This is a genomic window from Bordetella petrii, assembly GCF_000067205.1.
GTDB classification, from domain to species: domain Bacteria; phylum Pseudomonadota; class Gammaproteobacteria; order Burkholderiales; family Burkholderiaceae_B; genus Bordetella_A; species Bordetella_A petrii.
This window is the reverse complement of sequence record NC_010170.1, coordinates 3,553,463-3,566,683: the sequence shown is the minus strand read 5'-3', so window position 1 is coordinate 3,566,683 and position 13,221 is coordinate 3,553,463. Positions and strand designations below refer to the sequence as shown.

Sequence of the window (13,221 nt, the reverse complement as noted above, 5' to 3'; positions counted from 1 at the left end):
GGGCCTGGCTCAGTCGTCCAGCCCATGCACGTGGCGGGTTTCCAGCCATACCCGGGTATCGTGCCGCAAGGCTTTCAGGCATTGAGTCAGGAAGCTGTGCACCGTTTCCAATTGCGAGGTGTCGAAGTTGCGCGACAGCAGCGTAACTTCGCGGGCGATGGCATGGCGTTCGGCCAGCAGTGTGCGGCACTGCTCCTCGACCGGCCGGATCACGATGATCCGGCGGTCCAGCGGATGGCGGCCGCGCTCGACATAGCCGGCTGTTTCCAGCCGGTTGATGAGCGCGGTGGCGCCGCCCGGGCTGATGCCCATCAATTGCGCCAGCTGACCCGTGGGCAGGGACTCGAATTCAAGCACCAAGTCCAGCGCCTTCAGGTCTGCGAGCGCAATTCCCATCTTCTCGGACAGGGCAGCCTGGCAGGCTGCCGTGTAGGCGGCGAACTGCCGCCCGAGCATCAACGAGATGTCATCTATCATGCCTGGCCGTGTCTCGTCGCTTTCGGAAACCGATGCGGAAGGGCGGCTGAGGTGTATCGCAGAATCCAAGTGCAACATGGGTTCACGCTCCGTTGTCCGCCGATCCGGTTTACTTGGCGCTGCCGCCCAGGCCACCCAGCACGCCGCCGAGCAGTCCGCCGAGCAGTCCGCCATTGGCCGTGCCACCGCTGCCGCCGCTACCCGAGCCGCCGGTGCCGCCCGTGCTGCCGCCCAAGCCGCCAGTCAGGCCGCTGACCAGGCCGGTCACCGGCGCCAGCAGGCCGCCCGCGGCATCGCCGCCAGCGTCGCCGCCCAGACCGCCCGTCAGGCCGCCCACCAGGTTGGTCACCGGAGCCAGCAGGCCGCCAGCGCCACCCGTGCCACCCGTGCCGTCACCCAGACCGCCAGTCAGGCCGCCCACCAGGCCGGTGATCGGCGAGAGCAGGCCGCCCGTGGCATCGCCGCCGGTGCCGCCGCCCAAGCCGCCGGTCAGGCCGCCGACCAAGTTCGTGACAGGAGCCAGCAGGCCGCCGGTGGCGCCGTCGCCGCCGCCCAAACCGCCCAGCAGGCCCGTTACCGGAGCCAGCAGGCCGCCGTCGCCGCCCACGCCGCCCAGGCCGCCGGTCAGCGAAGCAACGGCGGCTGTCGCGCTGCCCAGGGTGGCGCCCAGCGGGTTCGGGTTATCCGGCGTGGCGTGCAGCACGCCGCCCGCGCTGGCGACCGCGTTGCCCAGGTTGCCGAGCACGCCGGCCAACGGCGTACCGTCGGGCAGGGTACCGTCCGCGCCGGCCAGCGTGCCGCCGATCTGGGTCAGCAGCCCGGCCACGGGCGCGCCCAGGCCAGTCGCGTCACCCACTTGCTGGGTCACGCCGGTGACCTGGCCGGCAATCGGGCTGACCACGCCGTCCAGGCTCTTGCCTACGCCGCCCAGGGCCGGGTTCAAGCCCAGCGGCAGCACGTTGTCGACGGTGGAGCCGACGTTGCCCAGGGCCGGTTCGAGAATCGGTTGCGCATCGCCGCCGCCCAGGCCGCCGGTCACGCCGCCCACCAGGCCGGTCACCGGGTTGAGCAGGCCGCCTTCGCCGGCCAGGCCACCGGTCAGCGCGCCGACCGCGTTGGTCGCGTTGCCCAGCACGGTGGTGAGCGGTTGGGGATTGTCCGGGTCGGCATTGAGCAGGCCGCCCGCGCTGGCGACAGTGTCGCCCAGGCCGCTGACGAGGCCGCCCACGCCAGTGCCCAGCCCGCCGGGCAGGCCGGTGCCGGCAACGGTGTCGCCCAGGTTGCTGACCGTGCCGCCGACTTGCGTCAGCACGCCGTCGACCGGTGCGCCCAGGCCCGTGGCCGCGCCCACTTGCTGCGTCAGGCCGGTCACGGTGTCGACGACCGGCGCGAGGGTCGGATCGAGCGACTTGCCGATGCCGCCCAGCGCATCGCCCAATTGCAGCGGGGCGGCGTTGTCGACCGCGCTGCCCGTATTGCCTAGCGTGGTTTCTAGCAGGCCGGCGGGCAGGGTAGAGGGGTTGTCGCCCCCGCCGCCGCCAGGCCGGCCGGAGGCGTGCTTGTCGCTGCCGCCACCGCCGCCGCCGCAAGCGGCGAGTGCGGCTGCCAGCGCAGCGGTGATGGCCGTTCTGGCCAGGACGCGTTGGACGCGACGGACATCGGAAGATTTCGCGGACATGATTGCACTCCTGTGGGGACGAGTCGGCGTCACATATGCGCCGGTTACGTTCCTTGAAGCACAATCCATGCCAACTTTTTAACGCAACCTGAAAAGGACCGAAACTATAGGCGGCGGAAAAAAATTTGTTCGAAAAATCAATGCCTAACCATCACATTCAAGATTTTCCCTGAAACGCGAACGTCCCAAATTTGGGACGTTACGCATCCTGCGAATGTTACGGTTTCAGGGGTACATGACGTTACGTTACGGGCGATGTTACGTAACGTTGCGCGAGGCGCGGCGGCTGCCGCGGCCTTCAGAAGGCGTCGTAGAACAGCGAGTAGTTGGCGTTGAAACGCAGGTTGCGGTCGCCGTCGTCGACGGTGCGCGCGCCGACGGGCTTGGCCACGTTCACGTCGAACAAGTAGTACTTGTCGTCGGTGAAGCGCATTCCCAGGCCCACTGAAGACAAGTGGCCGGGGTTGTTGTTCTGCACTGTGCGGTTGTTGTACCAGGTGCGCGCATAGTCGACCATGGCGTAGGGCTGCACGCTGTTCAGGTACTTCCAGCCAATGCCGAAACGGCGGTTGATTTCGGCGGAGACGCCCACCCCTTTGTCGCCGCTTTTTTCGCCCTGCGGGTAGCCCATGCCGTAGCGCCAGCTGCCGTACGACACTTGTTCCGAACTGGGCAGGATGTCGTCGGTGTATTGGCCGGCGGCGCTCAGCACCAGCCCGAATTGCGCGGGCAGGCTGAACGTTTGCTTCACGTCGAGGTTGTAGCGGGTGAAATTCAGGCTCACGTCGGGCACGCCGCTGTAGCCGTAGTTGGTGTCTACCGTCTTGTCGGCGCCCGCCGCATTGAAGCCCTGCGACACCCCCAGGCCGACTTCGGTCGAGCGGCTGGGCAGCACGTCGCGATAACGCAGCTCGGCCGTGGCCGCGCGCACGTCCACGTCTTGCTGCAGCCAGCGGTCGCTGTTGCGCGCTTCATAGCGGTCTTTCGCATTCACCGCATATACGCCCGCGGTCGCGACGAGCGAGCGCCGGTTGTTCAGCAGCAGCGGGTAGCTCAGGCCGACGCCCACCCGGTTGTTGGTCACCTCGCGATCGTAGCCCAGGCGCTCGACGGCGTCGTCTTGCGGCCACGATTGGTAGTGGTGTCCGTCGATATGCAGCGTCAGACCATCCGCGCCCAGCGGCACGGTAATCTGGGCCGCGACATAGCGAACGTCGTCGCTGTTGAGGGGGATGCTGCTGGTCAGCTTCACCTGCTCGCCCAGCGGCGTCAGGCTGTTGCCAGCCACGTTCACTAGCGGCTGCATGCCCGTGCCCAGGTCGGCGATGCCGCCGTCGGCCGTTACCGGGCGCCGCGTGGCGTCCAGCACCAGCTCGGTGGCGCCATCGGCGCGGCGCGGCAGGTCCAGCTTGGGTTGGAACCGCACCCCAGGCACCGTGCGCATCAGGTTGAGCACGCGTTCCAGCGTGGGCTGCGTCAATGGCTTTTCTTCAAGCAGCGGCGCGGCCAGGCTATCAAGGCGGTCGCGCGCATTGCCAATGTCGCCGTCGATCTGCACCTTCGAGACATACCCCTCGACGACAGTGACCGCCACCAGGCCATTGGCGAACGACTGGTTTTGCAATAGCGCGAACGACAGCGGGTAGCCGCGCTCGCGGTACAGCGCGGTGATCTTGTTCACTTCGGCCACCAGCGCGCCCACCGTGGTTTCCTTGCCCGCCAGCGGCGCCAGGATGGCCGACACCTCGTCGAAGGGCAGTGTTCTTACCCCCGACACGTCGAAGTTGCGCGGCACGATGCGCTGCGCCAGGCGCGCCTGCACAGCCTGCTGTTCAGGAGTGGGGGCCTGCAAGGTCGGTTGAGGCCGGGGCGCGCCGGTATTGGCGGGCGTCTGGACACGCGGCAGGGCGTCGACCGGGTTGCCGCGCAGCGGGCCGTCGGCCCGGCTGGCAGTGCTGCCCAACAGGGTCAGCAGCGCGGAAGAAACAAGAACGCCGGTACGCAGGGAAGCTGTCATGGGCCGCAATCAACAGAATGTCGCGGCCGCGCCACGATACGGGCCGGCACGCAACGTGAAACAAAATAGTTGGTATCACTTCTGCATGTTGCCATAGCGGAAAACTGTTGCGAGCAACTTAGTAATAAAACTATACAAAAAACACTTCTCTATATAGTTCCTCTGAGCAAATTTTGCCTATTTGTAACTGATATGCTGCATTTTATTGACGTTTTTCATCACTATCTGGACTTATTGCCCGGATAAGTTAGGATAGTCGGAAATATAAACATAAATTACGTAATAACCCTAATGCTATTTGCCTGTTAATAGTTGAGACTATCTTCGACGTTATGCAAATTGTTTTGTCGCGGTTGGTTTCTGGGATCTCCAAATGAAACTTGCTGGCGCATCGCATCGCAGACTGGGCAGACAGGGACAGGCGTAGTACCCAACGGACGGATTTATGACCCCCGGTGAAATCGTTCCCCTGTCATTTGCTCCAGGCCTGGTGATCTTGTCCTTTCTGATTGCCGGGTATGGCGCATACGTCGCCCTGACCGCCGCGGCTCACATCCGGGCGGCGGCCGCGAACGGCCAGCCCTGGCTGCCGTATGTGGGCATTGCGGCAGTGGCGCTGGGCGGCATTGGCATCTGGAGCATGCATTTCATCGGCATACAGGCGCAGGCCATGCCGTTCGCCGCGGGTTACGAGGTCGGGCTGACGATGCTGAGCTTCCTGCTCGCCGTGCTGTGTTCGGGCATCGCGCTGTGGTACGTGGCGCGCGCGCGCTTTTCCGCGCTGCGTTGCGTGGTGGGCGGGGTTATTGCCGGCCTGGGCATCGCCGCCATGCACTACGTGGGTATCGCCGCCATGCGTATTCCCGCTGTGTTCCTGTGGAGCCTGCCGCTGATCGTGCTGTCCGTCCTGGTCGCCGTGGTGGCGGCTACCGCTGCATTGTGGCTGGCCTTTCATGTGTACACCACCTGGCAGCGCGCGCTGGCAGCCACCGTCATGGCCGCCGCGGTGTGCGGCATGCATTACACCGCCGCGGCCGCGGGTTCCATGGTGTGCGCCGTTCCCTACGAATTCGTGGGCCTGCTGGTCGGCGGCGCTTCGCTGCCGTATGTCGTGTTCGTTTTGTCGGTTGCCGTGCTGGCGCTGCTGCGCTGGCAGTTGCACCGCTCGTCCCTGCGTTTCCGCCAGCAGTTGGCGCAACGCGTGGACCAGCTGATTGGATCTGGCGCTACAGGGGTGGGCGCGGGCGCCGAGCCCGCCGCATCGCTGGAGCGCGGATAGGAAACCCCGGCTGTACCGGGGGCGTGCATGGGAGAGAGCAATGAAAGAGCAATTTTTGCGATTCTGGAATGATGAAGAGGGCGTGACCACGCTGGAATACGCGATTCTGGCGGCGTTGCTGGTGGCGGGGTTGGCAACGGTTGTTGTGTCGCTCACCGATGGACTGCAAGACTTCTTCACGACCATCGTGACGAACCTGAAAGCGGTTGGCACTGACGGCTAGTCCCGTGCGAGGAAGGCAGCGCGCAGTATCAGCCGATGCGCGCTTGCTTGACCGCTTCCCGATTGATTCCAGGAGCCCGGATTGCTGTCCGTAGGGGATGCATTGTGGTGGTTGTTCTTCATCCTGTGGAGCTTGTTGCTGGTGGCCGCCGACTGGCGCCACCGTCGGGTTCCCAACGTGCTCGTCGTGGCCGGCGCCAGCTTTCAAGGGCTGTGGGCGGGCGCGGCTGCATTGAAAGTGGGATGGCACTACCCGCCAATGTGGACGAGCTGGGGCATGGCCCTGCTCGGTTTCGCCATGGCGTTGTTGTTCGTACCCCTATGGATGCGCCGCAGCATGGGCGCCGCAGACATCAAAGTGATCGCGGCCTATGGCCTGATGCTGGGGCCCAGGGGCCTGCTGGCTGTCTTGATGTTAGGCAGCCTGCTGGCGGGGGGGCACGCCCTGTTGTACCTGGGGGCCTCTCGCCGGTGGACTTTGCCGCATTCCCTGGGCCGGGTGCCCTACGTCACGTACCTGGCTCTCGCCGCGCTCAATGTGGCGCTTACGCAGTGGAATTCGCGCTGATCTTCCTGGTGTTCTTTTCGGTGCTGTACGGCATCATGATGTACGGAATGCTCTTCACCGCGCAGCAGTCATTGAACCTGGCTGCGCAAGACGGCGCCCGCAAAGCCCTGCAATGGCAGGCGGGCGACCAGCATATGCAGTTGCGCGCCACCGCGGCGCGCGATTTCGCGCTGCAGCAGGCCGATTGGATCACGGCGATGTCGGGCGCGGCGCTCAGCGTCGCGGTATGCGGCAAGGAAGGTCCGCTGAGTGTCACGGCTGGCGCGGTGTGCAGCGGCCAGGCGCTGGCGGATGACCAGATCGAGGTGGTCGTCCGCTACCCGTATGGGGGGTATCCGCTGATCCCCAACTTGCCGCTGATCGAGCGCGCGATGGTTCCCGACATGTTGACGGCGCGTGCCTCCGTGCGCCTGAGCGACCTTGGCGCCGAAGGGGGCTGAACCATGGTCGCGTCGAACATGCCGCATTGCCTGGCCCGGCCGCCTCGCCAACGGGGCGTGGCCGCCATCGAGTTCGCCATGGTGCTGACCGTGCTGCTGCTGATCTTGTTGGCCATCGTGGGCTATGGCGCCATCTTCTGGACCCAGCAGCAGTTGGCGGCCGCCGCGGGCGAGGGCGCGCGCGCGGGCCTGCAAGCCCGCTATGCCGGTCGCTCTGATGTGCAGGCCGCGGCGTGCGACGCGGCCCAGAGCATATTCGGATCCGGCACCGGAGTTCAATGCAATCGCACGGCCGAGCCCGTTACCTGCTCGTGGCCGGGCGCAAGCGGCGCCCAGGTCGGTTGCATCAATGTGGTTCTGAGCTACGACGTGGCGCAATGGCCATTGCTGCAATCGTTCCAGGGCCTGCTCGGGCTCGTCGCGGGCGGACAGGCCGAAAACCTGGTGCCTTCCAGGTTGTCCGCGCGCGCCACCATTCAAATCACACAGGAGCCGTTATGACCGGCGTAAGTAAGATTCTCGCCGCTGTCCTGCTGGCGGCTGGTGTTGTCCTCGCCGCACTGGCCTACTATCTTGCCCGCCAGCCGGCGCCTGCGCCGGCCGCCGCCCAGGCAACCGCGGCGCCCGCGCCGGAGCAGCCTGCCGCGCCGCGGGCGACTTACCCGGTGGTTCTGGCAGCGAAGGACATCCAGGCCGGCACTCGGCTGGATGCCGGCATGTTGAAAGTGCAGCAGTGGCCGATTCCGCTGGCGCATGGTTATGCCAAGCCCGAAGACCTGGCGGGTCAGGTGGCGCGGCTGGATATTGCCGGTGGCGAACCGATCACTAACCAGTCGCTGGCCCAGGGCCTGGCGCAGCAACTCCGCGACGGCGAGCGCGCCGTGGCAGTGCCCGTGGACGAGATCGTCGGAGCCGGCAACCGCATAACCCCGGGCGATCTGGTCGACGTTTTCTTTGCCCTGGAAAAAGACAACGAGGTGAAGGGCAGCCAGGTGCGCCTGCTGCAGTCGCGCGTGCGCGTGCTTGCCTATGGCGCGCAGTCTATCGATGGGCCGCCGGTGGCATCCGACAAGCCGGTGGTCCAGCGCGGCGCCAGCCCCGCTCCCGCCAGGTCGGCCCTGCTTGCCGTGCCGGTCGAGCGCGTCAACGAGTTGCTGCTTGCCAGCCGGTCCGGCCATCTGCAACTGGCGCTGCGCGCGCCCAGTGATGAGGCGCTGCCTGATCGCGACTTGTTCGTACCCCGGGAAGCGGTGATATCGGCGCGCGCGGGCCTGACGGCCGAGCAGCGCGCCGCGCTGGCGGACGGCGTCAACCGCGCCTATGCCGGCGACAGCCTGGCGCAGCTGGACGGGCCCGCGCCGCAGCCGATGAAGCGTTCCCCCGCGGCAGCGTCGGGCGGCGGCGCAGGGCGCACCATTGAAATCTTGCGCGGCGACGACGCCCAACGCGTGCGCTATTGATGATGCGCGACTACATGAACCCGAGTATCCGTCTGTTATGTCGATTTGGATGAAACCCCGTATGCGCGCCTCTCTACTCTGCACTGTATTGGCCACGGCCGGCGTTTTCTACGGCGCGCCCGTTGCAGGCCAGGCGCGGCCCGCCGAACCTGCCGCCGCCGCGCCCGCGGCCAGCCAGGATATTTCTCTGGCGGTGAAGGGGCAGCAGCTGCTGCCCTTGCCCGGCACGCCGACTCGCATTGCCGTGGCTGATCCCGACGTCGCGGACGTCAAGGTGTTGCCCGCGGCAGCAGGGCGGCCCGCGGCTGTGATGCTGATCGGGAAAAGCGCCGGCACGACCCAGGTACAGGTCTGGGCGCGCAATAGCCGCAGCCCGGCAACCTGGACCGTGCATGTGACCGGACCCGTGCAGGCCGAACTGCAGCGTCGCGGCCAGGCCGGCGGCGCCAACGTCGACGTCGCGGGCACGCATGCCGTCGTGTCGGGCCATGCGCCTTCAGCGCTGTCGCACCAGAATTCGGTGGCCGCCGCCGCTGCCTCTGTTGGCGACAAGAACGTGGTAGACGTGGCTACCGCCGGCAGCGGCGGCGTGGTGCAGGTCGAAGTCAAGGTTGTCGAGGTGTCGCGCTCCGTCATGAAGCAAGTGGGGCTGTCCATGACAGGCAACGCGGGCGGCTGGGGCTTCGGCTCGCGCACGTCGCCCGACGGTTTTTCAACGCCGGGCACATTGAACCCACGCGGCGTGCTCAGCGACGGTTTTAATCTGCTGTTCGACTCCAACCATTTCGGCGCCACGCTGCGCATGCTGCAAAGCAACGGCATGGCGCGCGTGCTGGCCGAGCCCACCCTGGTGGCGCTCAGCGGCCAGAGCGCCAGCTTCCTGGCGGGCGGAGAAATCCCCATTCCCGAGTCGGGCGGCCTGGGCACGCAGAACGTGGTGTTCAAGCCCTTCGGCATCGGGCTGACGGTGACGCCCACCGTGCTGTCGCGCGACCGCATCGCGCTGAAAGTGGCGCCCGAGGCCAGCGAACTCGACTACGTCAATGGCATTCCCATCCTGAACGGCGAGACCGCCACGCTGATTCCCGCGCTGCGCACGCGCCGGGCCGACACCATGATCGAGCTGGGCGACGGTGAAAGCTTCGTCATCAGCGGGCTGGTGTCGCGCCAGACCAAGGCCTCGGTGAACAAAGTGCCGTTCCTGGGCGAACTGCCCATCATCGGCGCATTTTTCCGCGGCATCGAATACTCGCAGGAAGAGCATGAACTGGTCATCGTGGTGACGCCCCGCCTGGTGCGGCCAATTGCGCGCGGCGTGGCACTGCCATTGCCCGGCGAGCGTCAGGAGCGGCCCGATTCGATCACCAATGCATGGGGCTACTACCTGATGGGGCCTGCCGGCGGCCAACAAGTGCCGGGTTTTTCGCGGTGAAAGATATGAAGGCTTATTCCACAGAGTTGGCAGGGCTGCAAAGCGGCATCCGGTTTCTTTTCTGCTCGCAGGGAGACGGCGTGGCCTCGCAGTTGGTCGAGGCACTGGGCCCGCTGGGGGTGTTGACCCAGGAGTCTCCATCGGTTGAGCAACTGGGCAGGCGGCTGGCCGATATAGACCCGCAGATCATCTTCCTGGACTTCACTTTGGCGAGCAACGATCCGGGCAAGCTGCTGCGCTCGGCCGACCTGGCTCGCATGCTGGCCCGCGTGGCTCCCAATATTCCTCGCGTGGCGGTGGGTTTGCTGGGCCAGCCTGAAGGCGCGATCGCCGCGCTGCGCGCCGGCGTAACGGACTTCGTCGACCCTTCGGTGGCGCCGCAGGAAGTGCGCGACATCGTGCAGCGCCTGCTGGACATGCCCAGTCTGGGCGGGGCCGAAGCGGGCTCGCGCCGCGACGTGCTGCTGATCGGCGCGCGGGGCGGCGTCGGCACCAGCACGCTGGCGGCTCATCTGGCTGGCATCGCCCAGGACCGCTATGCACAGGCGCATGGCGAATCGAATGGCGCGGGCCGCAAGCCGGCCGATGCGGGCGCCATGCTGCCGCTGGCCGCGCGCGTGGCGCTGCTGGACCTGGGCTGGCCCATAGGCGACGCGCAGCTGTATGTGAACGTGGGCGGCGATTTCGACTTCGCCGAGGCCGTGCGCAACCTGCAGCGGCTCGACGCCACGCTGTTGGGATCGGCCATGGCGCACACGCGCGAGGGCCTCAGCGTGATGTCGCTGCCGCGCGACCCGGCCCAGATGAACCATATGTCGCAGTCGGATTCGCTGTTGGTGTTCGAGCGGCTGCGCCAGCATTTCGGCCTGATGATCACCGACACCGGCGGCTTCTCCAATATGGACTTCGTGGCCGGACTGGCGCGCACTTCGCATACCAACTGGATCGTCACCGACCAGAGCGTCAGCTCGCTGGTTGCGCTTTCGGGCACGTTGCAGGATCTGGAGCGCCGGCATGTAGAACGCAGTTCGCTGGGCCTGGTGGTCAATCGCTACGACGAGCGCTACGGCATGACTGCCCAGCAGATCGCCGAGCGGTTCCAGCTCGAGCTGGTGGGCACGCTGCCCGACCGGGCATTGGCGTTGATGGTATGCACCAACCAGGGCCGGCTGCTGCATCAGGATGCCGAGCGCGACGTGTACGTGCGCGGCGTGCAGGCCCTGGCCGAAAAGCTGTGCAATGACACTCACCCGGCTGCCGGGCGCGGCAGCTGGCTGGCCACCTGGCTGCCCGGCGTGCACCGGCGCATGCTGGTGGCCGAATAGTGGCCCAGGGGCGCGCACGTATTGAACAGGACGCGACATGATCATGACAGCCACGATCCAATTCGGCCCGGACAGCGACAACAGCTTTGTCGGGTCTGCCCGCTATCAGGAAGTCAAGACCGCCGCCTACGAACACCTGCTTTCGCGCATCGAGGAACTGGGCGCGGAGTTCGGACGTTGGGCGCGCGACGCCATCCAGGATTTCGTCGACATCGAGGTGGCCAGTTTTGCACGCACCAAACGCGTGGCCATCAACGAAGGCGAAATGCGCCACATCGCCGAGGCGCTGACCAAGGAACTGGCCGGGCTGGGCCCGCTGGAAGACCTGCTGGCCGATCCTGCGGTGGAAGACATTCTCATCAACGGCTACGACAACGTCTTCGTGTCGCGCGGCGGCGTGCTGACGCGCGAATCGCTGGGGTTTTCCGACAACCAGCATGTGCTGCGCATCGTGCGGCGCATTCTGGCGCCTATCGGCCGCCGGCTGGATGAGTCCAGCCCCATGGTGGATGCGCGTCTGCCGGACGGCGGCCGCCTGAACGTGGTGATCGAGCCGCTGGCCGTAGACGGGCCGATGGTGTCGATCCGCAAGTTCCGCAAAGATCCGCTGAAACCGGCGGACCTGCTGACGCTGGGCACGTTCAATGAAGACATCCACCGGTTGCTGAACATGGCGGTGGCCAACCGCTGCAACATCCTGGTGTCGGGCGGCACCAGCTCGGGCAAGACTTCGCTGTTGAACGCGCTGGCGTTCTTCATTCCCACCAACGAGCGGGTGGTCACGGTCGAAGACACGGCCGAACTGTCACTGAACCACCCTCACGTGGTGCGGCTGGAGTCGCGGCAGGGCGGTTTCGACGGCGACGGCCTGGTCACCATCCGCGATCTGATCCGCAACAGTCTGCGTATGCGCCCCGACCGCGTGGTGGTGGGCGAAGTGCGCGGCGCCGAGGTCATGGACATGCTGCAGGCCATGAACACCGGCCATGAAGGATCTATGGCCACCATCCACGCCAACTCGCCGCGCGAATGCCTGTACCGCATAGAGATGCTGGCGGGCTTTGCCGGCTTCCAGGGCAGCGAAGACAGCTTGCGCCGGCAGATCGCCAGCGCGCTGGACTTCATCGTGCAGATCGGCCGCCTGCCCAATGGCAAGCGGCGCGTGCTGTCGATTACCGAAGTCACCGGCATGGGCGATACCGTGATCGCCACGCAGGAGCTGTATCGCCACGAATTGTTCGTGACGCCGGACGGCGAAGAGAAAGACACCTGGAGCTGGCTGGGGGTGCATCCGCATACGCCCAAGCTCGGCAGGCTGCGCGAGGAAATGCGCGCCAGCGCCGCGGCCCAGGAAGATTCTTCCGGCGGCGGTTTCTGGGGGCGGAGGCGCTGATGGCCGCCGCATGGGTGTTGGCGGCCTCGGCGCTGGCCTTTATGCTGGGCGCGGTGCTGCTATGGCGCCGCGCGGGGCAGGGGCAGCGGCGCCAGGCTACCTCGGTATTCCTGGAACGCCAGCTCACCCAGGGCCGCCAGAATGCGTCGGCCGATGACGACAATGCGCCGCGCACCATACTGCAAAGCGGCATCGAGCACTGGGACGTGCTGCTGCGCTGCGCGGGCCTGCGGCAGACCGCGGGCCTGTACGGCGCCATATCGCTCATTCTCTGCACAGGCGTGTTGCTGGCGGCGGTGCTCGGCGGCCCGGTATCGGCCATTGTGGCGGCGGTCATGCTGCTGGTGGCCATCTATTTCTACATCTGGCTGCGGGCCGATCGCCGTCGCGGGCGAATGTTCGACCAGCTGCCCGAGATGCTCGACACCATGGTGCGGCTGATCACCATCGGCAACAGCATGGCGGCGGCCTTCCAGGCCGCGTCGGCCAATACCAGCGAACCCTTGCGCGAGGTGGTCGAAAAAGCGGCGCACCTGAGCCGCTCGACCCAGGAACTGGATGCCGCGCTGGCCAACGTGGCGCGTCAGTATGGGTTCGAAGAACTGCGCCTGCTTGCCGCCGTGGTGCGCGTGGCCCAGAAATACGGCGGCCGCAGCGACGTGGTGCTCGAGCGCATCGCCGCCTTCATGCGTGACGTGGCGCAGGCGCGCGGCGAACTGGTCGCGGCCTCGGCCGAGATCCGCCTGTCGGCATGGGTGTTGGCGCTGATGCCGCTGGGCATCGCCTGCTACATCATGCTTACTAACAACGCGATGTTCATGGATATGTGGGACGACCCGCTGGGCTTCAAGATGCTGATGGCGGCGCTGGGGCTGCAGCTGGCGGGGTCGTACTGGCTGTATCGCATGACCAAATCCATATGACGGGCGC

13 protein-coding genes are annotated in these 13,221 nt (G+C 66.3%); 10 read left to right on the top strand and 3 right to left on the bottom strand.

From position 1 onward, the window contains the following. Positions 1-9: 9 nt before the first annotated feature. The 3 genes from BPET_RS17185 to BPET_RS17175 form a co-directional block, all read right to left on the bottom strand. The gene (locus BPET_RS17185; protein ID WP_012250286.1) at positions 10-555 is read right to left on the bottom strand and encodes a MarR family winged helix-turn-helix transcriptional regulator; all 546 of its coding nucleotides are present in this window, start codon (positions 553-555) and stop codon (positions 10-12) included. A gap of 31 nt (positions 556-586) precedes the next feature. After that, positions 587-2,155 carry a collagen-like triple helix repeat-containing protein gene (locus BPET_RS17180; RefSeq protein ID WP_012250285.1) on the bottom strand — a complete coding sequence of 523 codons (1,569 nt, stop codon included), beginning with the start codon at positions 2,153-2,155 and terminating at the stop codon, positions 587-589. A 298-nt stretch (positions 2,156-2,453) separates the two neighbouring features. After that, positions 2,454-4,172: a ShlB/FhaC/HecB family hemolysin secretion/activation protein gene (locus tag BPET_RS17175; protein WP_012250284.1), complete on the bottom strand. Its 1,719-nt coding sequence runs from the start codon at positions 4,170-4,172 to the stop codon at positions 2,454-2,456. A 445-nt stretch (positions 4,173-4,617) separates the two neighbouring features. Here BPET_RS17175 and BPET_RS17170 point away from each other — a divergent pair, with 445 nt between their 5' ends. The 10 genes from BPET_RS17170 (at position 4,618) to BPET_RS17125 (ending at position 13,214) form a co-directional block, all read left to right on the top strand. After that, a complete protein-coding gene (locus BPET_RS17170) occupies positions 4,618-5,451 on the top strand; it encodes an MHYT domain-containing protein (protein ID WP_012250283.1) in 834 nt (277 codons plus the stop codon). Between the two features lie 40 nt (positions 5,452-5,491). Beyond that, positions 5,492-5,674, top strand: coding sequence for a Flp family type IVb pilin (locus BPET_RS17165; RefSeq protein ID WP_012250282.1), 183 nt, complete (start codon positions 5,492-5,494; stop codon positions 5,672-5,674). Between the two features lie 81 nt (positions 5,675-5,755). Continuing rightward, a complete protein-coding gene (locus tag BPET_RS27350; RefSeq protein ID WP_081483014.1) occupies positions 5,756-6,241 on the top strand; it encodes a prepilin peptidase in 486 nt (161 codons plus the stop codon). Next, positions 6,226-6,681 (top strand): TadE/TadG family type IV pilus assembly protein, encoded by a 456-nt coding sequence (locus BPET_RS26050; protein ID WP_012250280.1) that lies wholly within the window; start codon positions 6,226-6,228, stop codon positions 6,679-6,681. The genes BPET_RS27350 and BPET_RS26050 overlap by 16 nt, the downstream gene beginning before the upstream one ends. Before the next feature lie 3 nt (positions 6,682-6,684). After that, complete coding sequence (locus BPET_RS17150) at positions 6,685-7,182, top strand: TadE/TadG family type IV pilus assembly protein (RefSeq protein WP_012250279.1); 498 nt, start codon at positions 6,685-6,687, stop codon at positions 7,180-7,182. After that, on the top strand, positions 7,179-8,141 hold the full coding sequence (gene cpaB / locus BPET_RS17145) for a Flp pilus assembly protein CpaB (RefSeq protein ID WP_012250278.1): 963 nt from the start codon (positions 7,179-7,181) through the stop codon (positions 8,139-8,141). The genes BPET_RS17150 and cpaB overlap by 4 nt, the downstream gene beginning before the upstream one ends. Before the next feature lie 61 nt (positions 8,142-8,202). Continuing rightward, positions 8,203-9,573 carry a type II and III secretion system protein family protein gene (locus BPET_RS17140; RefSeq protein WP_041863033.1) on the top strand — a complete coding sequence of 457 codons (1,371 nt, stop codon included), beginning with the start codon at positions 8,203-8,205 and terminating at the stop codon, positions 9,571-9,573. Continuing rightward, positions 9,570-10,898, top strand: coding sequence for a pilus assembly protein CpaE (locus tag BPET_RS17135; protein WP_041863032.1), 1,329 nt, complete (start codon positions 9,570-9,572; stop codon positions 10,896-10,898). Before BPET_RS17140 ends, BPET_RS17135 begins: the two co-directional genes overlap by 4 nt. A 37-nt stretch (positions 10,899-10,935) precedes the next feature. Further along, positions 10,936-12,291 (top strand): CpaF family protein, encoded by a 1,356-nt coding sequence (locus tag BPET_RS17130; RefSeq protein WP_012250275.1) that lies wholly within the window; start codon positions 10,936-10,938, stop codon positions 12,289-12,291. Then, on the top strand, positions 12,291-13,214 hold the full coding sequence (locus BPET_RS17125) for a type II secretion system F family protein (RefSeq protein ID WP_012250274.1): 924 nt from the start codon (positions 12,291-12,293) through the stop codon (positions 13,212-13,214). Before BPET_RS17130 ends, BPET_RS17125 begins: the two co-directional genes overlap by 1 nt. Positions 13,215-13,221 lie beyond the last annotated feature (7 nt).